The 23,109-nt window shown below is 68.8% G+C and carries 17 protein-coding genes; 11 read left to right on the plus strand and 6 right to left on the minus strand.

Annotated elements, in window-relative coordinates; all coding sequences use genetic code 11:
* Positions 1–45 precede the first annotated feature (45 nt).
* From BGP17_RS09645 to BGP17_RS09675, 7 genes are all read left to right on the plus strand, one after another.
* Positions 46–1,386 (plus strand): formimidoylglutamate deiminase, encoded by a 1,341-nt coding sequence (locus BGP17_RS09645; RefSeq protein ID WP_286711826.1) that lies wholly within the window; start codon positions 46–48, stop codon positions 1,384–1,386.
* Positions 1,383–2,075 (plus strand): histidine utilization transcriptional repressor HutC, encoded by a 693-nt coding sequence (gene hutC, locus BGP17_RS09650; RefSeq protein WP_167301623.1) that lies wholly within the window; start codon positions 1,383–1,385, stop codon positions 2,073–2,075. The genes BGP17_RS09645 and hutC overlap by 4 nt, the downstream gene beginning before the upstream one ends.
* Before the next feature lie 72 nt (positions 2,076–2,147).
* Complete coding sequence (locus tag BGP17_RS09655; RefSeq protein WP_086127351.1) at positions 2,148–3,032, plus strand: LysR family transcriptional regulator; 885 nt, start codon at positions 2,148–2,150, stop codon at positions 3,030–3,032.
* A gap of 71 nt (positions 3,033–3,103) precedes the next feature.
* Positions 3,104–4,138, plus strand: coding sequence for an N-acetyltransferase DgcN (dgcN, locus tag BGP17_RS09660; RefSeq protein ID WP_286711827.1), 1,035 nt, complete (start codon positions 3,104–3,106; stop codon positions 4,136–4,138).
* Complete coding sequence (gene dgcA / locus BGP17_RS09665; RefSeq protein WP_286711828.1) at positions 4,096–5,085, plus strand: N-acetyl-D-Glu racemase DgcA; 990 nt, start codon at positions 4,096–4,098, stop codon at positions 5,083–5,085. The genes dgcN and dgcA overlap by 43 nt, the downstream gene beginning before the upstream one ends.
* Entirely contained in the window at positions 5,082–6,644 is a 1,563-nt protein-coding gene (locus BGP17_RS09670) for an N-acyl-D-amino-acid deacylase family protein (protein WP_286711829.1), read from the plus strand. Before dgcA ends, BGP17_RS09670 begins: the two co-directional genes overlap by 4 nt.
* Positions 6,644–7,885, plus strand: coding sequence for a dicarboxylate/amino acid:cation symporter (locus BGP17_RS09675; RefSeq protein WP_353681868.1), 1,242 nt, complete (start codon positions 6,644–6,646; stop codon positions 7,883–7,885). Before BGP17_RS09670 ends, BGP17_RS09675 begins: the two co-directional genes overlap by 1 nt.
* Positions 7,886–8,038: 153 nt before the next feature.
* On the opposite strand, the gene BGP17_RS09680 is transcribed toward BGP17_RS09675, so the two are convergent.
* Both BGP17_RS09680 and BGP17_RS09685 read right to left on the minus strand, forming a co-directional pair.
* A complete protein-coding gene (locus tag BGP17_RS09680; RefSeq protein ID WP_286711831.1) occupies positions 8,039–9,310 on the minus strand; it encodes an amidohydrolase family protein in 1,272 nt (423 codons plus the stop codon).
* A complete protein-coding gene (locus tag BGP17_RS09685; protein WP_286711832.1) occupies positions 9,307–11,313 on the minus strand; it encodes an alpha/beta fold hydrolase in 2,007 nt (668 codons plus the stop codon). The genes BGP17_RS09680 and BGP17_RS09685 overlap by 4 nt, the downstream gene beginning before the upstream one ends.
* A gap of 131 nt (positions 11,314–11,444) precedes the next feature.
* Here BGP17_RS09685 and dacB point away from each other — a divergent pair, with 131 nt between their 5' ends.
* Complete coding sequence (gene dacB / locus BGP17_RS09690; RefSeq protein WP_286711833.1) at positions 11,445–12,884, plus strand: D-alanyl-D-alanine carboxypeptidase/D-alanyl-D-alanine endopeptidase; 1,440 nt, start codon at positions 11,445–11,447, stop codon at positions 12,882–12,884.
* Between the two features lie 40 nt (positions 12,885–12,924).
* On the opposite strand, the gene BGP17_RS09695 is transcribed toward dacB, so the two are convergent.
* From BGP17_RS09695 to BGP17_RS09705, 3 genes are read right to left on the minus strand one after another with little or no spacing between them, the layout of a single operon-like run.
* Positions 12,925–14,112, minus strand: a complete 1,188-nt coding sequence (locus tag BGP17_RS09695) for a dipeptidase (protein WP_286711834.1) — start codon at positions 14,110–14,112, stop codon at positions 12,925–12,927.
* The gene (locus BGP17_RS09700) at positions 14,109–15,113 is read right to left on the minus strand and encodes a serine hydrolase domain-containing protein (RefSeq protein ID WP_286711835.1); all 1,005 of its coding nucleotides are present in this window, start codon (positions 15,111–15,113) and stop codon (positions 14,109–14,111) included. Before BGP17_RS09700 ends, BGP17_RS09695 begins: the two co-directional genes overlap by 4 nt.
* Complete coding sequence (locus BGP17_RS09705; RefSeq protein ID WP_286711836.1) at positions 15,110–16,657, minus strand: MFS transporter; 1,548 nt, start codon at positions 16,655–16,657, stop codon at positions 15,110–15,112. Before BGP17_RS09705 ends, BGP17_RS09700 begins: the two co-directional genes overlap by 4 nt.
* A 318-nt stretch (positions 16,658–16,975) precedes the next feature.
* Here BGP17_RS09705 and BGP17_RS09710 point away from each other — a divergent pair, with 318 nt between their 5' ends.
* Genes BGP17_RS09710 through BGP17_RS09720 form a run of 3 tightly spaced genes read left to right on the plus strand, consistent with a single transcriptional unit; the run spans position 16,976 to position 22,371 of the window.
* Positions 16,976–19,918, plus strand: a complete 2,943-nt coding sequence (locus BGP17_RS09710; protein ID WP_286711837.1) for a TonB-dependent receptor plug domain-containing protein — start codon at positions 16,976–16,978, stop codon at positions 19,916–19,918.
* Between the two features lie 37 nt (positions 19,919–19,955).
* Positions 19,956–21,125 (plus strand): serine hydrolase domain-containing protein, encoded by a 1,170-nt coding sequence (locus tag BGP17_RS09715; RefSeq protein WP_286711838.1) that lies wholly within the window; start codon positions 19,956–19,958, stop codon positions 21,123–21,125.
* A gap of 4 nt (positions 21,126–21,129) precedes the next feature.
* Entirely contained in the window at positions 21,130–22,371 is a 1,242-nt protein-coding gene (locus BGP17_RS09720; protein WP_286711839.1) for a threonine synthase, read from the plus strand.
* Positions 22,372–22,471: 100 nt separating this feature from the next.
* On the opposite strand, the gene BGP17_RS09725 is transcribed toward BGP17_RS09720, so the two are convergent.
* Positions 22,472–23,044: an alpha-ketoglutarate-dependent dioxygenase AlkB gene (locus tag BGP17_RS09725; protein WP_353681869.1), complete on the minus strand. Its 573-nt coding sequence runs from the start codon at positions 23,042–23,044 to the stop codon at positions 22,472–22,474.
* Positions 23,045–23,109 lie beyond the last annotated feature (65 nt).

Consider the following 23,109-nt stretch of genomic DNA (forward strand, 5'->3'; position numbering starts at 1 on the left):
TCATCCCGGCGCATGCCGGGGCGGCGGCTATGAGGAAGGCTGGGCATGGATCTCTGGTTCGAGAATGCGTTGCTCCCCACCGGCTGGGCCGGGCGCGTTACCGTGCGCATCGCCGAGGGGCGCATTTCGCAAGTGCTGCCCGGCACCGATCCGGCACCGGGCGCCGAGCGCCACCGCGTCGCGATTCCGGGCCTCGGCAACGTCCATAGCCATGGCTTCCAGCGCGGCATGGCCGGGCTCAGCGAGCGCCGCGGTCGGCCCGACGACGATTTCTGGAGCTGGCGCGAGATCATGTACCGGTTCCTCGACCGGCTCACGCCCGAGGACATCGCCGCGATCACTGCCCTGGCCTATGCCGAGATGCTCGAGACCGGCTACACGCGCGTCGGCGAGTTCCACTATCTCCACAACGATGTGAACGGCGCGCGCTATGCCGATCCCGCCGAGACCGCCGGCGCGATTGTCCATGCCGCGGGGCAGGCCGGCATCGGCCTCACGCTGCTGCCCGTCTTCTACGCGCACAGCGATTTCGGCGGACAGCCGCCCAAGCCCGGCCAGCGGCGCTTCCTCTCGGACGTCGACGGCTTTGCGAAGCTGGTCGAGGCGAGCCGGGCCAAGCTGCCTGCCGACGCAGTGCTGGGCGTGGCGCCGCACTCGCTGCGCGCGGTCACGCCGGAGGCGTTGGCGGTGGTGAGCGCGTTGACCGCCGGCCCGCTCCATATCCATGCCGCCGAGCAGACCAGGGAAGTCGAAGCCTGTCTCGCCTGGAGCGGGGCGCGGCCGGTGGAGTGGCTGCTCGACAATCTGGACATCGGCCGGCGCTGGACGCTGATCCACGCCACCCATCTGACCGAGGCCGAGACCGACCGCCTCGCCGCTTCGGGCGCGGTGGCGGGCCTTTGCCCGGTCACCGAGGCCAATCTCGGCGACGGCATCTTCCCGGCCGAACGCTATCTTGCGGCCGGCGGGACAATCGCCACCGGGACCGACTCCAACATCCAGATCGACGCCGCCTACGAACTCCGCGCGATCGAATATTCGCAGCGCCTCTCGCTCCGGCGCCGCGCGATCCTGTCGCCCGAAGGCGCTTCGGTCGGCGAGACGCTGTTCCACGCCGCGCTCGCAGGCGGGGGGCAGGCGCTCGGTGTCGAAACGGGGATTGCGCCAGGCGCATCCGCCGATATCGTGAGCCTGAACATGGACCATCCAGGCTTTGCCGGCGCTTCGGCTGGCACGCTTCTCGATCGCTGGATCTTCGCCGGCCGTGCCGGCGCGATCGACTGCGTCTGGCGTGCCGGCGCGCTGCAAGTCGTACGCGGAAAGCACCGGGCGAGCGAAGGTATCGCTAATCATTATCACAAAACCCTGGGGCGCTTGCTCGGGTGACGCTGCAGGAACGCATCCGCTCGGACATCGAGGAGCGCATCCGCTCGGGCGCGCTGCGCCCCGGCGACCGCATCCCCTTCGAGCACGAGCTGGTGGCGCAATATGGCTGCGCGCGCGCCACGGTCAGCAAGGCGCTGGAGCGGCTCGCCCATGCCGGGCTGATCGAGCGGCGCCGCAAGGCCGGCTCCTTCGTGGCGCATCCCCAGGTCCATGCCGCAGTGCTGGCGGTGCCCGATCTCGCGCAGCTGATCGCGGCGCGGGGCGAGCGCTATGGCTGGGCGCTCGATACCTGCCGGGTGGTCAATCGCGATCCCGACATCGAAGTCTCCGGCATCCCGGCGCCCGCCTTGCTGATCGAGGGCGTGCATTTCGCCGGGGAACAGCCCTTCGCGATCGAGCGCCGGCTGATCGCGCTCGATACCGTGCCGGTCCCGCGGGCCGACACCTTCGAGGCCGAGGCACCCGGCTCCTGGCTGCTCCACCATGTCCCCTGGACCGACGCGCGCCACCGCATCCGCGCCGTCTCCGCCGGCGGCCCGCTGGCCAGGAAATTGAAGCTCGACGCCCATGCGGCGTGTCTCCAGGTCGAGCGCTGGACCTGGCGCACCGGCCGGGCGGTCACGTTCGTCCGCCAGACTTTCCCGGGGGATCGCTACGATCTGGTCGCGGAGTTCACGCCGGGGGGGTGACGAAAACAGGGCGGGACAATCACACCGAACCGGGGCCTTTCCCCTTTTCGCGCAGTTCGATAGGCTGGCCGGATGAACCTGCGGCACATCGAGATCTTCCACGCCGTCTATGTGAACGGCTCGGTCAGCGGCGCCGCGCGCGCGCTCAACGTGTCGCAGCCTTCGGTTTCCAAGATGCTGCGCCATGCCGAGAGCCTGCTCGGCTTCCAGCTCTTCCACCGCACCAATGGCCGCCTCGTCCCCACCGAGGACGCGCACACCCTGTTCACCGAAGTCTCGGAGATCCAGGACCGCGTCTATGCGCTGCGCGAGGCGGGCCGGAACCTCAAGCGCGGCGCCGGCGGCATGCTGCGCATCTCGGCGCTGCCGTCGCTGGCCCTCAATGCGCTGCCCACCGCCGTCTCGCGCTTCATGCGGGGGCATGAGGGGGTCCGCTTCGACCTCCAGACCGTCCATCACGACGATCTGCTGCGCAAGCTCTACGAGCGCGAGACCGATGTCGCGATCGCCTATGAAGTGCCCCATGCCGCGCCGATCGGCCATCGCTGGCTGGGCGAGGGCGAGCTGGTGGTGCTCTATCGCGAGGAGGACATGCCCGACGCGCCGCCGCGCATCGAGCTCGAGCGGCTGCGCGGACGCCCGTTCATCAGCCTCGCCAACAGCGGCCCGATCGGCCAGCTGTTCAGCCAGGAATGCGCGCGCCTCGAGCTCGATCTCGACGAAGTCATCTCCGCGCGCACCTTCTACATCGCCACTGCACTTGTGGCGCAGGGCGTGGGGATGACGGTGGTCGACAGCTTCACCGCACAGGCCTCGCTCGTTCCCGGGCTCGCGATGCGTCCGCTCAAGCCGCAGCTCACGTTCGACGTGCATGCGATGTTCCTGCTCAACCGGCCGCCCACCGCGCTTGCCACCGATTTCCTCAAGGCGCTCGCCAAGGTGATCGATACGCCATAACGGCTGGCTATGCCGAGGCGCGCACTCGCTATGCGCGGTGCCCGATGCGGGCGGGATAGCGTTATCACCCAATGATACCGGCACCTTACCTCCTCTACCTCGGTCACAGCACCGATTTCGTGGGCATCAAGACCTCGCGCGGCCTGGCCGAATTCCGGCGCGGCGATTGCGTGGGCGAGTTCCGCCACGACGACAGCCCGCTCACGCTCGGCCTGCCGCGCATGACCATCGCGGAAGGCGCAGCGGCGGGCGCGAGGACGCTCGTCCTCGGCATCGCCAATTCGGGCGGCACGCTGGGCGGCGACCTGGTGCGCGATGCGGCGGCGGCGCTCGATGCGGGAATGAACATCGCCGCCGGCCTGCACCAGCGGCTGCGCGACGTGCCCGAACTGGCGGCGCTCGCCATGGAAAAGGGCCTGCAGCTGTTCGACGTGCGGGATCCCCCCGCGGACATGCGGGTCGGCACCGGATATGCCCGGGCCGGCCGCCGCCTGCTGACGGTCGGCACCGATTGCTCGGTCGGCAAGATGTACACCACGATCGCGCTCGCGGACGCGCTCAGGGCGCGCGGCGAGAAGGCGGATTTCCGTGCCACGGGCCAGACCGGCATCCTGATCGCCGGTGCCGGCGTGCCGATCGACGCGGTCGTCGCCGATTTCATCTCGGGCGGCATCGAGATGCTCGCGCCCGAACGTGCCGATGGCGGCTGGGACCTGATCGAGGGCCAGGGGTCGCTCTTCCATCCGAGCTTCGCCGGCGTTTCGACCGGCCTGCTTCACGGCGCCCAGCCCGAAGCGATCGTGCTCTGCCACGATCCGAGCCGCAGCCATATGCGCGGCTTGCCGGGCCGGGCGCTGCCGGGCCTGAGGGAATGCCTGGAGGCCAATCTCCAGGTCGCGCGCCTCACCAGCCCGGAGGTTCGCGCAGTCGGAGTCTGCCTCAACACCTCCCGGATGGAGGTCGAAGCGGCGCGTGCGCTTTGCCGGCAGATCGAAGCCGATCTCGGTCTGCCCTGTACCGATCCAATCGCCTTCGGGGTCGAGGCGATCATCGACGAGTTGCTATGCACCGAACCCTCACGGCCCGCCACGACCGCTTCGCGCTGAGCAGGCCCTTCCGCATTGCGCGCGAAGTGAAGACCGAGGCCGATACGGTCACGGTCTCCATCCGCGCCGGGGCGCTGGAAGGAAGGGGAGAGGGCGTGCCCAGTTCCCGCTATGGCGAGAGCGTGGAGGATGCGCTCGCGGCGATCGAGGGCATCCGCCCCGCGGTCGAGGCGGGTGCGGGGCGCGAGGAGCTGCTGGGGCTTCTCCCCGCCGGCGCCGCCCGCAACGCGGTCGACTGCGCGCTCTGGGACCTGGAGGCGCGTGAGACCGGGAGAAGCGTCGCCGCGCTGCTCGGCGCCCCGGAGCCCGAGCCGATCGCCAGCGCGCGCACCATCGTGATCGATACGCCGATGATGATGGGCTGTGCCGCCCGCCGCGCCGCGCACGCGCCGCTGCTCAAGGTGAAAGTCGATGGCCGCCTGCCCGACGCGCAGATCCGCGCAGTCCGCGCCGCCGCGCCCGATGCCCGGCTGATCGTCGATCCCAATGAGAGCTGGGACGCCCGGCTGGTCGAGGCGATGCAGCCGGTGCTGGCGGCGCTGAAGGTCGACCTGCTCGAACAGCCCGTGCCGGCCGGGATCGACGCATGCCTCGAGACTTTCCGCCCGCTCGTGCCGATCGCTGCCGACGAGTCCCTCCACACCCGCGAGGATCTCGACCGGGTCGCGCGCCGCTACCAGGTGGTGAACGTCAAGCTCGACAAGGCCGGCGGCCTGACCGAGGGGCTGCACCTCGCCCGGGCCGCCCGCGCCCGCGGTCTTGGCCTGATGAGCGGCTGCATGGTCGGTTCCTCCCTGTCGATCGCAGCGGCGCTGCACATCGCCCGCATGTCGGATTTCGTCGACCTTGACGGTCCGATCTGGCTCGCCAAGGATCGCCCCGGTGGGGTCGAGGACCGGGGCGGGACGCTCTATCCGCCACTTCCGGGATTTTGGGGAACGCCATGAAGATCGCGCTGCTGCTGGGGACTGCCGCTCTCTCGTTGGGCGCCGCCGCGCCGCTTCCGCCGCAGAAGGTCGACCTGCTGATCCGCGGCGGCACGATCTATACCGGCTCGGACGCGCCCTTTGTCGGCGACGTCGCGGTCAAGGGCGATCGCATCGTTTCGGTCGGCGCGCATGCGAGGGTGCTCGCCGCGCGCGTGATCGATGCGAAGGGGATGATCGTCGCGCCCGGCTTCATCGATCCGCATACGCATATGGGCGACGATCTCGCATCGGCGGATCCGCGCAAGCGCCTGATCCCGGCCTTTCTGATGCAGGGCGTCACCACTGCCTTTATCGGCAATGACGGCGGCGGCAGCCCGGACCTGGCCAAGGTGCTCGGCAGCGCGGCGACTCGGCCGGTAGGCATCAACTATGCCGCCTGGGTCGGTTTCGGCGCGGTGCGCGAGAGGGTGGTGGGCGAGGATGCGCGCGATCCCACGCCCGCCGAGCTGGAGCGGATGAAGGGCCTCGTCGCCGGGGCCATGTGCCAGGGCGCGCTCGGTCTCTCCACGGGCCTGTTCTACGCCCCCCAGAGCTTCGCCAAGACCGAGGAAGTGATCGCGCTTGCCAGGGAAGCCGGCAGGCGCGGCGGCAGCTATGACAGCCATATCCGCGACGAGAGCAGCTATACGGTGGGCCTTGCGGCCGCGATCGACGAGGCGATTCGCATCGGGCGCGAGGGCGGGCTGCCCGCGCATATCAGCCACATCAAGGCACTGGGCGTCGACGTGCAGGGGCAGGCGCCCGCGATCATCGCCAAGATCGACGCGGCCCGCGCCCGCGGCGAGAAGGTTACCGCCAACCAATATCCCTGGTCGGCATCGGGCACCAGCCTGGTCGCGTCGCTCGTCCCGCTCTGGGCCCAGGATGGCGGGCGCCCGGCGCTGCTCAAGCGCTTCGACGATCCCTCGCTCGTTCGGAAGCTTCACGACGGCATGGTCGAGAATCTCCGCAAGCGCGGCGGGGCCGGCAAGCTGCTGATCGTCGAGGGCCAGTACCGGAACCGCTATCTCGACGCCGTCGCGAAGGAAATGAAGCTCGATCCGGTCGAGGCCGCGATCGCGGTGATCCGCATCGGCGATCCCGGCACCGTCTCGTTCAACCAGAGCGAGGCCGACATCGCCGCCTTCATGAAGCAGCCCTGGGTGATGACCGGATCGGACGCCTCGGGCGGCCATCCGCGCGTCTATGGCTCCTTCGCGCGCAAATATGACAAATACGTCAAGACCGATCATGTGATCACCCTGCGCCAGTTCATCGAGCGAAGTTCGGCGCTGACGGCGGACACGTTCGGGCTGGAGGGCCGGGGGCATCTGCGCGCCGGCGCCTTCGCCGATGTCGTGGTGTTCGATCCGCGCACCTATGCCTCGCGCGCCACCTATGAGCAGCCGGCCCTGCTGGCGGCCGGGGTGCGGACCGTGCTGGTCAACGGCGTGCTCGCGGTCGACAAGGGGGCGATGACCGGCAAGGCCGCCGGTCGTGCGCTCGCGCACAAGCCCGCGCCCGGGACGTGCAACTGATGGGCTGGTGGTTCGGCATCGCCCTGTGGAAGCGCGTGCTCGCCTTCCTCCTGCTCGGCGTCGTCTTCGCGCTGCTGGTGCCGCAGGGCGCGCCCTGGGTGCAGTTCGTCGGCGATCTGTTCGTCCGCGCGATCCGCATGCTGGTGGCGCCGATCGTGCTGGTCACCATCGCCTCGGGCATCACCACGCTCGCGGATCCCAAGCGGCTCGGCAGCCTGGGCGGGCGCACGGTCGGCATGTTCGCGCTGACCACCTTCATCGCCGTCTCGGTCGGCATGCTGGTCGCGACCATCGTCCAGCCCGGCATCGGCGCGCCGCTCGGCACGGCCGAGGCGCATGTGCTCGGCAAGCCGGTCACGCCCTATGAGCAGCTGATCAACATCATCCCCACCAACATCTTCGATGCGCTGGCCAAGGGCGACATGCTGGCGCTGATCTTCACGTCGATCCTGATCGGCTGCGGCACGGTGGTGGCGGGCGAGGCGGGCAAGCCCTTCGCCAACCTGCTGCAATCGACTTCGGCCGTGCTGCTGCGCGTCGTCGGCCTGGTGATGGAGGCGACGCCCTTCGGCGTGTTCGCGCTGATCGCCAATGCCGTCGCGGCGAACGGCGCGGCGGTGTTCGTCCATGTCGGCTGGCTGGCGCTGGCAGTGGTGCTCGGCTCGCTGATCCAGATGCTGGTGGTGCACAGCCTGCTCCTGCGTTTCGTCGCGCGCCTGCCGCTGCTGCCCTTCTTCCGCGGCATCGTCGACGCGCTGGCGGTGGCCTTCTCCACTGCATCGAGCGGCGCCACGCTGCCGGTGGCGATGCGCGTTTCCGAGCAGAATCTGGGCATCGGCCGCTCGGTCTTCTCCACCGTGCTGCCGCTCGGCGCCAGCATCGGCAAGGACGGCACGGCGATGTATGTCGGCCTGCTCTCGATGTTCGCGCTCCAGGCCTTTGGCGTGCACCTGACGCCCACCGTCTATGCGACGGTGCTGTTCACCGGCGCGCTCGCCGCGTTCGGCACCGCGCCGGTGCCGTCGGCCTCGCTGTTCATGCTGGCGGCGGTGCTGAGCGCAGTGGGCGTCTCGCCGGAGCAGACCGCCCTGGTGGTGGGCTTCGTCCTGCCTTTCGACCGGCTGCTCGACATGACGCGGACGGTGCCGAGCGCCTCGGCGAATCTTGCCGTGGCGACCCTGGTGGCGCGCTGGGAAGGCGAGCTGGACGAGGAAGTCTACCGGGCGGCGGACAGGGCGTAACGCGGACATGCCGTTGGCAATGCCGGTTCCCCGGCGAAGGCCGGGGAACCGCTTGGGCCCGGTACGCGGAGTGTCGATACGGCAAGGATATCGCCAACCCCATGAAGCGGGGATCCTGGATGACAGGACAATGCCCTTTGTGTCTCTGAAGTTCTAGTCCAGCGAAACCTCTTTCCCCGCCACCCATACCCGCTTGACCGAGTAGAGGTCCCGGAAGGTCAGGTCCGGCGTCCCGCCGGTCAGCACCAGGTCGGCGCGCATGCCCTTGTGGATTCTGCCTTCGGTCTTCCTGCGCCCCATGATGTCGGCGCTCACCCGCGAGCCGGCCTCGATCGCCTCGGCCGGGGTGAAGCCCAGCTCGGTCAGCAGCCGCATCTCGCGCAGCGCGCCGAAGCCGGGATAGACGCCCTCGATGCCCGTGTCGGTGCCCACGCCGATGCGGATTCCGGCCGTCTTCAGTCGGCGGATATTCTCCCGCATGATCTCCCAGCGCTTGCTGTCATAGGGCGCTATCGCCCCGCCCTTGGCCAGCCGCGCCGCCTCGCGGTCGCGCTGCTCGGGCGTGAGCAGCGCCAGTTCTTCGGGTGCCAGCACACGCGTCTCGAGCGGCTCATAGGTCGCCAGCGTGGCGACATAGGCCATGTGGTGCTTCCGCATCAGGCCGATAAGCTCGTCGTCGACCAGGGCGTCGCCCACGCCGTGGGCCACCGAGTCCACGCCCGCCCGCGCGGCGATCTTCGCGCCCTCCAGCGTCACCGTGTGCGTCATCACCTTGATGCCCGCCTTGTGCGCATCCGCCACGATCGCGGCCAGGGTCGCTTCGTCCATGCTCGGCCGGTCGGGCCGGTCGGGGTCGCCATAGCGCCAGCCGTCGTTGAACACCTTCACCATGTCGGGCTTGTAGGCCAGGGCCCCGGCCATCGCCGCATGGGCTTCGGCCGGACTGGTCACCTGGAGCGTGATCGCATTGGTGAACTGGCTCTCGGTGCCGTGCCCGTCCGGCACGCCCAGGCGCACCGCCAGGGTGAGGCGCGGCGTATCGGCCCGGAGCGCGCGGATCCCGGCCATCATCGCGCCCGAGACCGAGAATTCGTTCACGCTCGTCACGCCCGCGCGCAGATAGGGCAGGTAGAAGCGGTGGAGCGCGGCGGCGTCGGCAAAGGCTTCGCGCCGGGTGTGGATGTGCAGGTCGTGCAGCCCGGGGATCAGCGTCAGTCCCGTGGCGTCGATCACCGCGGTGCCCTCGGGCACGCGCAGCTTCCTGCCGATCCGGGTGATCCGGTCGCCCTCGATCAGCACGTCCTTCGGCTTCGCGGGCGTGCCCGTGCCGTCGAACACGCGTGCGCCATGGATGAGCGTCGCGCGCTCCTGCGCCTGTGCCCCGTTCGCCCCGGCCAGTGCCGCCGCCGCCATCAGCCACCTCATTTCAGATGCGCATCGAAGAAGGAAATGGTGCGGCGATAGGCCGTGAGCCAGTCCGCATAGCGGAAGAATTCGTGGCGCTCATTGGGGAATACCAGTTCCTCGTGCGGGATGCGCCGCGCCGCCAGCTCGCGGGCAAGCAGCAGCGACTGGCCGAAATCGACATTCCTGTCGTCATCGCCGTGCACGAGCAGCACCGGCGAGCGCCAGGTGCCGATCGCGCCCATCGGCGAGCTGTCCCATTGCTTCTGCCGCGCGGCGGCCTGCTGCTCGGGCGACAGGTTGTTCTCGACGTTGCGCAACAGGGTGTGGACGCCGTGAAAGTCGGCGCCCGCCTTGAACAGGTCGCTGTTCCGCGCCAGCGCCAGCGCCGTCAGATAGCCGCCCCAGCTGCCGCCCCAGATGCCGATCTTCTTCGGATCGACGTCCTTCCGCGCCGCCAGCCAGTGCCCGCCGGCGAGCACGTCGCGATACTCGGAAGCGCCGTCGCGGGCGATCCCGGGCGCATCCCGGAACGCCTGCCCATAGCCGGTGCCGCTGCGATAATTGACCGAGAGCACCGTATAGCCCCGCGCCGCCAGCGCCTGGTTCATCACATAGGCGTTCGAATAATATTGCGCGTGATGGAAGCCGAGCACCATCTGGCGCCGCGGCCCGCCATGGACGAAGATCAATGCCGGGCGCGGGCCCTTGCCCTGGCCGCGGAACAGCTGGCCATGGACGGTCACGCCGTCCTCGGCCTGATAGGCCACCGCCTCGGGCACGATCGCGCCCTGCAGCTCGGCCGTTTCGCCCAGCGGGGCCAGCCCCTTCGCCAGCACCGGATGGGCCGGATGGCGCGCATCGGCGGCGATCCCCGCGAGCAGGCCGCCCGCAAGGACCGGCAGGCTCTCGCTGCCCTTGCCCTCGGTCACGCGCTTCGCAGTGCCGCCGCGCGCCGGCACCTGCCAGAAATGTCGCCGGTCGGCCTCGTCGGCATTGGCGGCGAAGGTCACCATGTCGTCGGCGCCGAGCACGAAGGTCTCGACCTCGAACCCGCCGGAGGTCAGCGCCCGGGGCTCGCCGCCCTTGGCCGGGTCGATCGCATAGACGTGCAGGAAGCCGCTCCGCTCCCAGGGGAAGAGCAGCTGGCCGCCCTTGCTCCACCAGAGATTGTGCTGGCGCGTGCCGTAATAGCGGCCGCCCATGCCCTGGGGGGCGGTCCAGGCCGTGCGGGCCTTGCCCGTCGCGGCATCGGCCACCCGGATCGACCAATAGGGGCCGCCGTCCCGCGCCGCGCCCGCGGGCGGATCGAGATACTGGATATAGGCGACCTGGTCTCCGCCGGGCGAAAGCGCCGGCTCCACCGAATAGCCGAGCGCCGGTTCCATATAGGTCAGCCGGCCGCCGTCCGCATCGAGCAGCGCGACGAAGGCACGGTCGTTGCGATTGTCGACGAACAGCAGCCTCTTGCCGTCGGGCGTCCATTTCAGGTCGCTGACCTCGCCCGTGACGGTCGCGATCCGGGCCGCCTTGCCGGCCTGCCACAGCCACAGCTCCCCGCGCCGGGTGAAGGCGATGCGCTGCCCGTCGGGCGAGAAAACGGGCAGGTGTCCGTCTCCGATCGGTGTGGGATCTCCACCGTCTTCAACGACGAACACCTGCTGCCCCGGCGTGAACGCGGCCGAGGCGGTATTGGGGATCTTGCCGTCGGGGAACTCGTCGTCCCCGCCGCGCACATATGCCAGGCGCCGGCCGTCGGGGCTGAGCGCCGGATCGTAGAGCATCATGCCGTCGTCCTCGGCATGGCGCGTGACCTGCCGGGCCCGCTGCCCCGCATCCGCCACCCACAGGTTGCGCACGCCGGCGCGGTTCTCCACCCAGGCGAAGCGCGGCACGTCGCGCGCGCCGGCCATCTGGCTGGCAACCGGCAGGGCGAGCGCCGCGGCCAGGTCGTCGGTCTGCGCCAGCGCCGGCGGGGCGAACGCCACCACCATCGCGGCCAGGGGTTTCAGGGTGGCCCGCATCAGGTTCATGCCGCGAAGGTGCCGGGCCGATGTTGCCCGTACAATGCCGGCATGCGCCATGGTTATGCCCGGGCGACTCCTCTGAATGATCGCGGGTTTGCAGGCCCGGCGGCGGGAGTTACGCTCGCGGCATGAAGCATTTCGTCCTAGGCATCGCCCTTACGCTCGCCACGCCCGCGCTCGCCCAGCAGACGCTGGAGCAGCGCGTCGCCGCCAAGCTTGCCGAGGCGCCGACGGGCACGCGCTTCGGCCTGGTCGTGGCCGACGACACGGGCAGGGAGATCGTCGCCATCAATCCCGACGGCCGCTTCATCCCCGCCTCGAACACCAAGATCTACACCACCGCCGCGGCCTTCGCGAACCTGCCCGGCATCAATGCGCCCGACGCGACCGGCGGTGCCGCGGTGCGGCTGGTGGGCGAAGACGTGGTGCTGGAAGGGCGGGGCGACGCGCGCCTGTCGAGCGCCGACGATTGCACGGTCGACTGCCTCGCCACGCTCGCCGATGCGATCGCCGCGAAGACCAAGCGCGTCCGCAACGTCATCGGCGACGACACGCTGTTCCCGGACCAGCGCTGGGGGCCGGGGATGAGCTGGAACAACATCCCGAGTTCGTCGGGCACCGGCGCCTCGGCGCTGACGCTCGACGACAATGAGCTGAAGCTGACCGTCGCGCCGGCCAAGGCCGGGGAGGCGGCAAGGGTCGAGCTCTGGCCCTATTTCACGATCGACAACCAGGCGAAGACGGTGCCGGGCGGGGAGACCGAACTCGGCTGGGATCGCGATCCCAACGGCAAGCGGCTCCGCATCACCGGCACGATCGGCGCCGATGCCGGGCCGAAGAGCTGGAAGCTCGGTATCGACGATCCGGCCGATTATGCCGCCTGGCGCCTGAAGGCGCTGCTCGAGGCGCGCGGGGTGCAGGTGAAGGGCACGGTCAGCGCGCGCCACCGGCCGCTGCGACCCGAAGACGATCCCGAATATCGCGCGAAGAAGGGCGTGGCGCTCGCGCGGGCAACGCCCGACGGGAATGTCCTCGCCAGGCTCACGCCGCCGCCGCTCGCCGAGGACCTCAAGCACATCAACAAGGTGAGCCAGAACCTCCATGCCGAGCTGGCGCTGCGCCGCGTCGCCTTCCTGCAGGGCAGCGGCTCGATCGCCGATGGCGTCGCGCAGGTCGCGAAGCTGCTCGATACGGCCGGCCTGCCGCGCACGGCGTGGGACTTTTCGGACGGCTCGGGCATGTCGAGCTACAACCGGGTGAGCCCGCGCGGTTCGGTCAAGCTGCTGCGCTGGGTCGCCGCCCAGTCCTGGGGGGCGCAGTTCCGCGACACGCTGCCGATCGGCGGGGTGGACGGCACGCTCGCCCGCCGCTTCAAGGGCACGCCTTTGGAGGGCAAGGTCTTCGCCAAGACGGGCACGCTCAACGCCACCAACGCGCTGGCGGGCTATTTCACCGGCGCGAGCGGCAGGACCTACACCTTCGCCTTCTACGCCAACGACGTGCCGCAGGATGCGAGCGCGACGAAATATATGGACGATGCGCTGAACCTGGTCGCCGCGGGGAACTGACGATCTTTCCCTCTCCCGCAAGCGGGAGAGGGATATTGCGTCACTTGTTCTTTGCCGCCCAGTCCTCGGCCTGCTTCAGCACGCGCAGCACGTTTCCGCTCCAGATCTTCTCGATATCGGTATCGGAGAAGCCCTCGCGGCGCAGGCGGGCGGTGATCTTCGGCAGGGCGGTGATGTCCTCCATGCCGCGCACGCCGCCGCCGCCGTCCCAATCGGCGCCGATGCCGACATGGTCGACGCCCATCACTGCGATGCAGTGGAGCAGGCTCTTCATGAACAGTTCGAAATCGGCCCCCTGATAGGGGTTGGTCGCGTCCGCCTTGGCCTTGTCGGCGATCAGTTGGCGCTGGTCGGCGGCCGAAAGCGCCCACCAGTCGTCCTGCCGGTCGGAGATCTTGTTGCGGGCCTCGTCATGGTCGCCCTCGACCAGATAGACGCTGTTCACCTGCAGCACGCCGCCCGCCTTGGCGAGCTTGCGCATGCGCTCGTCGTCCAGGTTGCGCGGATGGTTGAAGATCGCGCGAGGCCCCGAGTGCGAGGCGATGATCGGCACCTTGGAGAGCGCCAGCGCCTGGTCGAACACGTCGTCGGAGGAATGGCTGACGTCGATCAGCATGCCCAGCCGGTTCATCTCGGCCACCCATTGCTTGCCAAGGGGGGAGAGGCCGTTCCACTGCTTCACCTTGTCGGTGGCGCTGTCGCCGAACTGGTTGTTGCGGAAATGGATCGGCCCGGCCATCCGCACGCCCTGGTCGTAATACCATTTGAGCAGGCTCAGGTCGGTGCCCAGCGGATAGCTGTTCTCGATCGACTGGAAGACGATGCGCTTGCCCGCCTTGGCGATGCGATGGGCATCCTCGGGGGTGGTGGCGAACTCCATCTTGTCGGCATTGGCGGCCACGACGCGCTGGATCCACATCTCGCGCGTGAGCGCCGCGTTGCGCGCTTTGGCATAGCCTTCCGGCGTCAGCGGACCCTGTCCGGTATAGATCACGAAGAAGCCGCCATCGAGCCCGCCCTGCTCCATGCGCGGCAGGTCGACCTGGCTCTTGTCGAAATCGCGGTCGTGCCAGCGATCGAACTTCCAGCCCGGATGCTCGAACAGCTCGGGCGTGTCGAGATGCGTGTCCAGCACCAGCATCTGGTCGTGCGCCAGCCGGTCGGCAGGGGTGGGCGTATCGCTATCCGGCCCGGACAGGGCGATGGCGAGCGCGAGCAAAGAGATCATGGGGCCTCCCAGGCGTTGATGACGGCATCCCCCGTCGCGGGGCGCAGCACGAAGATGCCGCTGTCGAAATGGCGCGTCGGGTGGACGCGGTTGGTGAGCAGGGTCCAGGCGATGCCGCGCCCGAAGTCGATCCACAGCCCGGTGCCGGTGAAGCCGGTGTGCCCGATCGTCTCGTCCGAACAGGCCTGGCCGCCCGACCAGCCCGCGAACTTGCGTTCCCAGCCGCAGGTGCGGTGCGAATATTGCGGGGTGCGGATCGCTTCGAGCATCATCGGCGAGAAGCTGCCGGTGAGCACGCCCTGCGCGAAGTCGAGCACCCCGGCCACGGTGCCGAACAGCCCGGCATGGCCGGTCTGCCCGCCCATCGCCGCGCAATTCTCGTCATGCACCTCGCCCTTGAGCACGCGGTTCCGCCACATGCACCGCTCGGTCGCCACGGCCGGCCCCGGCGGCGGGCCGTAGTGCAGGCCCGGGCCCAGCGGCCATTCGCCCAGCGCCTTGCCCGTCACGCGCTCGATCGCGATGCCGAGCAGCAGGAAGTTGATGTCCGAATAGACCGGCTCGGGGATATGCTTCCATTCGCGCTGGAGCACGAAGGCGCGCAGCCGCTGCGGATCGTCGCCATAGGTGTAGATCGGCTCGACCGCGGGGAACAGCGTGCGGTGCGCCAGGCAGTCGCGGAACGTCAGGGTGCGCTCATAGGCGCCCGCCACGTCATATTGGCGCAGGTCCGGGATCGCGGTGGTCAGCGGGGCGTCGAGGTCGATCCGCCCCTCCTCGGCCAGGCGCAGGACCATCGTGGTCGTCGCCACCACCTTGGAGACCGAGGCGAGGTCGAACCAATGGTCGAGCGTCAGCGCCTCGGGCTCGGGGACGAGCGCGGCCATGCCGGCATGCGTCACCCAGCGGCGCCCGTCCGCCGCCACCACGCCCAGCGTGGCGCCGGGGATGCGTCCGGCGGCCACCGCTTCGGCGGCGGGGGCGAAGGCTGTGTCGATCATGCCGCCACCGCCTCGCCGTCGGGCCGGGGCTTCGCCCGTACGATAAACGGCACGAAGACCAGCGCCGCGACGCTCATAGTGCCGGCCATGATGAAGAAGCCGTCATAGCCGATCGCCTTCTGGAACACGCCCGAAAGGCCGGCGAGCAGCCTGGGGATCAGGAAGGCGAGGCCGGAGAGCAGCGCGTATTGCGTGCCCGGGAAGCGCGGGTTCACCAGCAGGGACAGGTAGACGACGAACACCGCTCCCTCGAAACCATGCCCGAACTGGTCGAGCGCCATGGCGAGGTACAGGTCGAAATCGCCCGCCGTCACCTGCACGCCGAGGAGCGAGAACCAGACCGGTCCGCCCGGCGCCTGATAGGCGAGCCAGGCGAAGATCCAGTTGCTGAGCGCCGACATGATCGCGCCGATCACCAATGCCCAGCCCATCGGCGCCTTGGCCGCCAGCCAGCCGCCCAGCGCCACGCCGAGCATGGACGAGAGCAGTGCCACCGCGCCATCGGCCACCGCGATGGCCTCCAGGCTGTAGCCCAGCGCGTTGAACAGCGGATGCGAGAGGGTGAGCGCCATCACGTCGCCCATGCGATAGACCGAGACGAACAAGAGGATCGGGATCACCACCAGCCCATAGCGCCAGGCGACATTGAGATAGGGGGCGAGCCCCGAGGTGGTGAGCAGCCGGTGGCTCGGCGGGAGATTCCTGATCCACGGCACCGCCGCGCCCAGCGCGACGAAGGGCAGCAGCGCAACCGCGAATACCCAGTATTTGACGATGTCCGGATTATCGAGCCCGACCGACCCCATCGCGGCAAGCAGCGCCCAGCCAACCGCGGCGGTGACCACGAGGCTCCCGCCGAGCACCACCGCGCTGGCGAGGATGCCGGTGACGAGCGCCGTGCCGCGCCCGCCGCCATGCGCGGGATCGGGCCGCATGCAGGCAAGGATGGGGAAGGGGAGGAAGGCGGCCGCCGCGATCACCAGATAGGCAGTGGTCCAGTCGCTCTTCGCCGCGATGTAGATCGCGCCGCTGCCGGCCGCGACCATGGCGCTGCGATAGCCCCACAGGTTCGCCGCCACCATCGGGCCCTGCTCCTCCTGGGTCGGCGCCAGCTCGATGCGCCAGGCATCGGCGGCGACTTCCAGCGTAGTGGTCCAGAAGGCGAGCAGCACCGCGAACAGCGCGGTGACTTGCAGATTGGCATCGGACGAGGTGAGCGCCATCGCCACGGTCGAGAGGAAGATGCCCAGTTGCGACAGCATGATCCAGCCGCGCCGCTTGCCCCAGAAGCGGCCGAAGCCCGGCACGTCATATTTGTCGAGCAGCGGCGCCCAGGCGAACTTGAAGGTTGGCAGCAGCGCCACCCAGGCGAAGAAGCCCACCGTCACGATGTCCACGCCGTGCTTGGCCAGCCGCAGCAGCAGCACGGCGTTGAACATGTAGAAGGGCAGGCCGGCGGCGAAACCGAGCAGCAGGTACAGCGCCAGCCGGCCGAAACCCGGGCGGATCGCCGGTGCCGCGGAAAGACTCGGCGCGTCAGTCACGCGGCACCGGACGGTCGAAATGCGGCATCAAGGGTTCCCCTGGGGCTGGTTTCCCTAACGCTCGGCCGGGGCGGGCACGCAGTCAATGGCCAGTCTGGCAGGCTTGTGTTGCAGTCCTGTCACGTTTTCGCAGGCAATTGTCACATTTGATGCCCCGGGGTTATGGCGCGGGGAACAGAAACTATGGCGCGCCGCAACATTCTTGGTACCTAATGCCCTTTCACCGCGCGGGATATTGCGGGCTTCAGGGGGTTTTAGGAAATGATCGAAGCAACGGCGTTTAGGAAGGCTCTGGCCAGCAGCACGGCTTTCGCGGCCATGGCGATCGCGCTGCCGGCCTGGGCGCAGGCCAGCGATCCGCAGACGCCGCAGGCGGCCGCCCAGGCGGCGCCCGCCGAGGAAGGCGAGATCCTCGTCACCGGCACGCGCATCCGCCGCGACGGCTTCCAGGCCCCGACGCCGCTCACCGTGCTGACGCAGCAGGACATCCAGAACACGTCGCCGACGAACAACATCGCCGACTTCGTCAACCAGATGCCGCAGCTCGCCGGCTCGACCAAGCCGGCCAATTCGCGCCTCAACCTGTCCAACGGCTCGGCGGGCATCAATGCGCTCAACATGCGCAACCTGGGCGAGGGCCGCGTGCTCGTCCTGCTCGACGGCCGCCGCTCGGTCGGCTCGACCATCTATGGCTGGGTCGACATCAACACGATCCCGCAGGCGCTGGTCGATCGCGTCGAGGTCGTCACCGGCGGCGCTTCGTCGGCCTATGGCTCGGACGCGGTCTCGGGCGTGGTGAACTTCATCCTCAACAAGAAGCTCGAGGGCCTGAAGATCGAGGCGGATTCGGGCATCACCACCTATGGCGACGGCGGCAATTATTCGGCCAGCATCGCGGGCGGAAAGTCGTTCGCCGGCGGCCGCGGCCACATCCTGCTCAGCGCCAACATCGCGCACCAGGACGGCATCTTCGAGGTCGGCGACGACCGCGAGTGGAATCATACGGGCTATGTACGCATCCAGGATCCCAACTGGACGAGCGCCAGCACCACGCCGCAGTTCATCACCACCCGGCGCCAGATCGGCGCGGCGAACTCGACGCCCGGCGGCCTCATCACCGGCTCGGCCGGCGGCAGCGCGAACGCCCTGCGCGGCCTGTATTTCGGCTATGGCGGGGCGGTGAACACCTTCGACTATGGCAGCTTCACCTATCCGGCGTTCACGCGGGCGTCCGGGTCTTCGGCGCCCAGCCTCGTCCAGGGCGGGTCCTGGCAGGTCAACGATTCCGGCACGCGCATCGGCCTGATGCCGAAGGATGATCGCTGGGGCGTCTTCGGGCGGCTGAGCTATGAGGTGGCGGACGGCGTCGAACTCTTCGCCGAAGGGTCGTACAACCGGCAGAAGGTGTTCTTCAACGCGGGCCCGAACCTGTCGACCGGCATCGCGATCAACACCACCGGCTGCACCACCGTTCCCGTCCCCGTGACCTGCAACGCCTTCGCGCTGCAGTCGCTCGGCGCGGCGCGCCTTGCCGGCGTCACCGGCATCACGCTGGCGACCACCGCCGCCGACCTGCCGTTCCGCGCGATCGCCAACGAGCGCAAGGTACAGCGCTACGTCGTCGGCGCCGAGGGCAGTTTCGAAGCGTTCGGCAGGCCCGCGCACTGGGACGTCTATGCCCAATATGGCCGTTCCGACCTGCGCGAGCAGCTCCGCAACATCATGAACCTGACCCGCATGGCCAATGCCACCAACGCCGCCTTCGCGCCGGCGGGCAATGCGCGCGGCTATACGGTCGGTTCGATCCAGTGCCTGATCAACGTCGATGCCATCTCGACCAACGACGATCCGAACTGCGTGCCGCTGAACCGCATGGGCGTGGGCGTCGCCAGCCAGGATGCGATCAACTATGTGCTCGGCAACCCGTATCGCGATCAGGTGATGGAGCAGTTCGTCGCGGGCACCAACTGGTCGGTCACGCCGTTCGCCACCTGGGCGGGCGACGTCAGCGTCTCCGTCGGCGGCGAGGTCCGCAAGGAGAAGATCCGCGGCACCGTGCCGAAGGAATACCAGCCGATCGTGACCACCACCGGCACGACCAACGCATGGTCGGTCGGCAACTATCTGCCCTTCACCGGCGAGTATAGCGTTAAGGAAGCCTATCTCGAGACGGTGATCCCGCTGGGCTTCGGCCTCGAGTTCAACGGTGCGGTCCGGGCGACCGACTATTCCAACTCGGGCTATGTCACCACCTGGAAGCTGGGCGCGACCTGGGCGCCGATCCCGGACATCCGCTTCCGCGTGACGCGTTCGCGCGACATCCGTGCGCCCAACCTGAACGAGCTGTATCAGGCCGGCACGGCCAACAGCGATTCGGTGCGCAATCCGAAATACACTTCGGACGGCCTGAACGGCCCGGCGACCTGGGGCTATTCGGGCCTGACCACGGGCAATCCGAACCTGCTTCCGGAAGTCGCCAATTCGTGGAACATCGGCGCGGTGATGTCGCCGCGCCTCCTGCCGGGCTTTACCGCATCGGTCGATTATTTCCGCATCGATCTGGCGGGTGCGATCGACTCGATCTCCGCGCAGGAAACCGTCAATCGCTGCTCCGACGGCAATGCCATCTATTGCGCGGCCATCACCAACGATCCGGTCCGCTCGCTGCCGGGTGCGCCGTATCTGCTGATCCGCACCCAGCCGTTCAACTTCGTGCGCAAGCTGGTGCGCGGCATCGATTTCGACGCGGCCTACCGGATCCCGCTGGGCGCCGCGAGCACCTTCACGCTGAAGGGCGTGGCGACGCGCTATATCGAGAACCTCTCCGATACCGGCATCGCCGGGAGCGTGGCGGTGAACACCGTCGGCGCGAACGGTGGCCAGGCCAGCACGCCGACCTGGATCTTCCGCGGCAGCGCGACCTATGAGACCCAGACCTTCTCGGCCACCGTCACCGGCCGCGGCGTCAGCGCGGGCAAATATGTCGCCAACGGTGTCGAGTGCACCAGCGGCTGCCCGGTTTCGACCACCAATTTCCCGACCTATGACAACAACCGCGTCTCGGGCCTGTTCTACGTCGATCTCAACCTGACGCAGACCGTGCCCTTTGGCGGGAACCAGGCGCAGTTCTTCGTCAACGTCACCAACCTGTTCAATCGCTGGCCGCTGCTGGTGCCGGAGACCGGCATGGCGGCGAACACCACCTATTCGGATATGCTCGGCCGCCAGTTCCGCGCCGGCATCCGCATCAGCCTGAAGTAATCGGCATGCCGGCTCCATCCCGGGCGATGGGGCCGGCATGATCGCCGCGGCACTTCTGCTGGCCGCGGCATCGGATCCGGTCGCCGCGGTCCGGATAACGTTCAATGCGAGGGGAGAAATGTCGGTCAGCGCGAAAGGGCTGGCCGACATTTCCGTATCCAGGCCCGTCACTGCCGACGATCCCGTGCGGATCGCTTCCATCTCCAAGCTGGTCGTCGCGATCGGCGTGATGCGCCTGGTCGAGCAGGGCAGGCTCGATCTCGATGCCGATGTCTCGCGCTGGCTCGGCTGGAGGCTGCGCAATCCGGCCTTTCCCGATGCGCCGATCAGCTTGCGCCTGCTGCTCTCGCATCGCTCCAGCCTCACCGATCGGGTCGACTATGTCCTGCCCCTCGATGCGGACATGCGCGCGGTGCTGGCGGATCCGAAGGCCTGGGACGCCGGCCATGCCCCCGGCAGCTGGTGGGCCTATACCAACTTCAACTTCCCCGTGATCGCCGCCGTGATGGAGCGTGCCACCGGCGAGCGGTTCGACCGGCTGATGGATCGTCTGGTCCTGGCGCCGATGAAGCTCGATGCCTGCTACAACTGGGCGAACTGCAAGCCGGGGACCGCCGCCCGCGCCGTCGTCCAGTATCGCGGGCGCGTCGCCGCCAAGGACGACAATCACGGCGCGGCGCCGGCATGTCCGGTTACCCCGGCGCGGGACGGCGGCTGCAGCCTGGCCGCCTGGCGCCCGGGCATCAATGGCGCGATCTTCTCGCCCCAGGGCGGGTTGCGCATCTCGGCGCGGGGACTGGCGCGGATCGGCCGCATGTTCCTCGGCGAGGGCAGGCTCGACGGCGCGCGCATCCTGCGCCCCGCGTCGGTCCGCATCCTGGAGACGCCGCTCTGGACCTGGGACGGCCATAACGGCGATGTCGGCGGCGACATCTCGGTCGCGGTGCCCAGCGCCGGCGCCACCTGCGGCTACGGCCTCGCGGTGATGTTCACTGCCACCGGCGCGCCGGGATGCCGCGACGATCCGTTCGGCGACGGCCGCCGGCGCTTCGGCCATTCGGGGGATGCCTATGGCCTCAAATCGGGCCTGTGGATCGATCGCGCCGCCGGCACCGGCGTCGCCTATTTCGCCACCGATGTTCCGGATGTGCCGGGGAAACGATCGGCCTATACGCCGACGGAGGAATCGCTCGCCCATCCGGAGTAGCATCTTGCGCCACGACGCCAATCTGACGACCGACCGTCCCACCTTCGTCACCCATCTCGAATGCTCGATGACCGGCGAGCGCTACGAGGCGGACCAGCTGCACGGCCTTTCCCGCGCCGGCCGGCCGCTGCTGGTGCGCTACGATCTCGCGGGCGTGCAGGCCGCGCTGCCAAGGGAAGCGCTCGCCGGCCGCCCCGCCGGCCTGTGGAAGTATCGCGAGCTGCTTCCCGTCCGCCGGACGGAGAATCTGGTCAGCCTGGGCGAGATCGCCACGCCGATCCTCCCGCTCGACCGGCTGGCGCGCGAGGCCGGCGCGGCGCATCTCTGGGTCAAGGACGAGGGGCGCCTGCCCACCGGCTCGTTCAAGGCGCGCGGGCTCGTCATGGCGATCGCCATGGCGAAGGAACTGGGCGTCTCCACCATCGCGATGCCGACCAACGGCAATGCCGGTGCGGCGGCGGCGGCCTATGCCAGCCGGGTGGGCATCGAGTCGGTGATCTTCTGCCCGGCGGACACGCCCGAGGTGAACGTGCGCGAGATCGCCGCGCAGGGCGCGCGCGTCTACCGCGTCAACGGGCTGATCGACGATTGCGGCAAGCTGGTGGGCCGGGGGGCGAAGGAGCGGGGGTGGTTCGATCTCTCCACGCTCAAGGAGCCCTATCGCATCGAAGGCAAGAAGACGATGGGCCTCGAGCTGGCCGAGCAGCTCGACTGGGAGCTGCCCGACGCGATCTTCTATCCCACGGGCGGCGGCACCGGCCTGATCGGCATGTGGAAGGCCTTTGCCGAAATGGAGGCGCTGGGCTGGATCGGCGCGAAGCGCCCGCGGATGATCGCGGTGCAGGCCGAAGGCTGCGCGCCGATGGTCCGCGCCTTCGAGGCGGGCGAGCGCCATGCGACCCGGTGGGAGGATGCGCACACCATCGCGATGGGCATTCGCGTGCCGCAGGCGGTGGGCGATTTCCTGATCCTCGACGCCGTCCGGGAAAGCGGCGGCGTGGCGATGGCGGTGAGCGACGAGAGCATCGCCCGGGCAGTCGACGATGCCGCGCGCAAGGATGGGCTGCTGCTCTGCCCGGAAGGCGGCGCAACGCTGGCGGCATGGCGCAAGGCGCTGGCCGAGGGGCTGGTCTCGCCTGAGGAGAAAGTGGTGCTGTTCAACTGCGCGACGGGGCTGAAATATCCGCTCGCCGATCAGTCGAAGATGCTCGACAAGGATGGGCCGATCGATTTCGGAGCACTCTAGGTCGAGAGCCCAAGCAAGTATCTGATCTTCCTTCGTCATTCCCGCGCAGGCGGGAATGACGAGAGAGGGAATTGCGCTTCCGGCCCGGCTCCCCTCCCTTTCAGCGGCGCTGCTCGGCCAGGCTCCGGAACGTTATCGACCAGCGCGGCGCGTCCATCGGCGCGATGCTGTGTTCCCAGAGATGTCGCGCCTCGCCGTAGAGATGATAGGCGCCGCGCGGCGCCAGCGGCAGTTCGGCCCGATCGAACTTCCCGTCCGCTCGCCGCCGGCGCAGCCGCAGCACCGCGGGCGCGCCGAGCGAAACGCCGACGATATGTTCGAACACCGGCCGGTCGCGGTGCCAGCCGATGCCGGCGCCCGGATCATAGCGGATGGCCAGCGCCTGGACGAGGGCATCCGCCTCCAGCCCGGCCAGTGCGGCGGCGCGCAGCGGCAGCAGCCAGTCGGGGATCGCTTCCGTTTCGGCAAAGCTCGAATCGGCGAAGTCGTAGCGCCAGCCGAAACTGCGCGTCAGCCGCCTGCCCTGCCATTGCCGAAAGCGGAACGGCGCCAGCCCGGCTGCGTCGACAAACCGAATCAGATCGGCTTCTTCGCGCGGGCCGAGGATATTCTTCGCCTGTTCGATGCCGCGGGGCAGGGACTCTTCGAAAAGCGCGGGAAACAAAGCGGACACCGCAGGGATATGGGAGCCCGGTCTATGTTCTTCCAGCCTGGGATACCTTCATACTCGAATGGAAT

It is taken from the genome of Sphingomonas sp. 67-41 (genome assembly GCF_001899725.1).
GTDB lineage: Bacteria > Pseudomonadota > Alphaproteobacteria > Sphingomonadales > Sphingomonadaceae > Sphingomonas > Sphingomonas leidyi.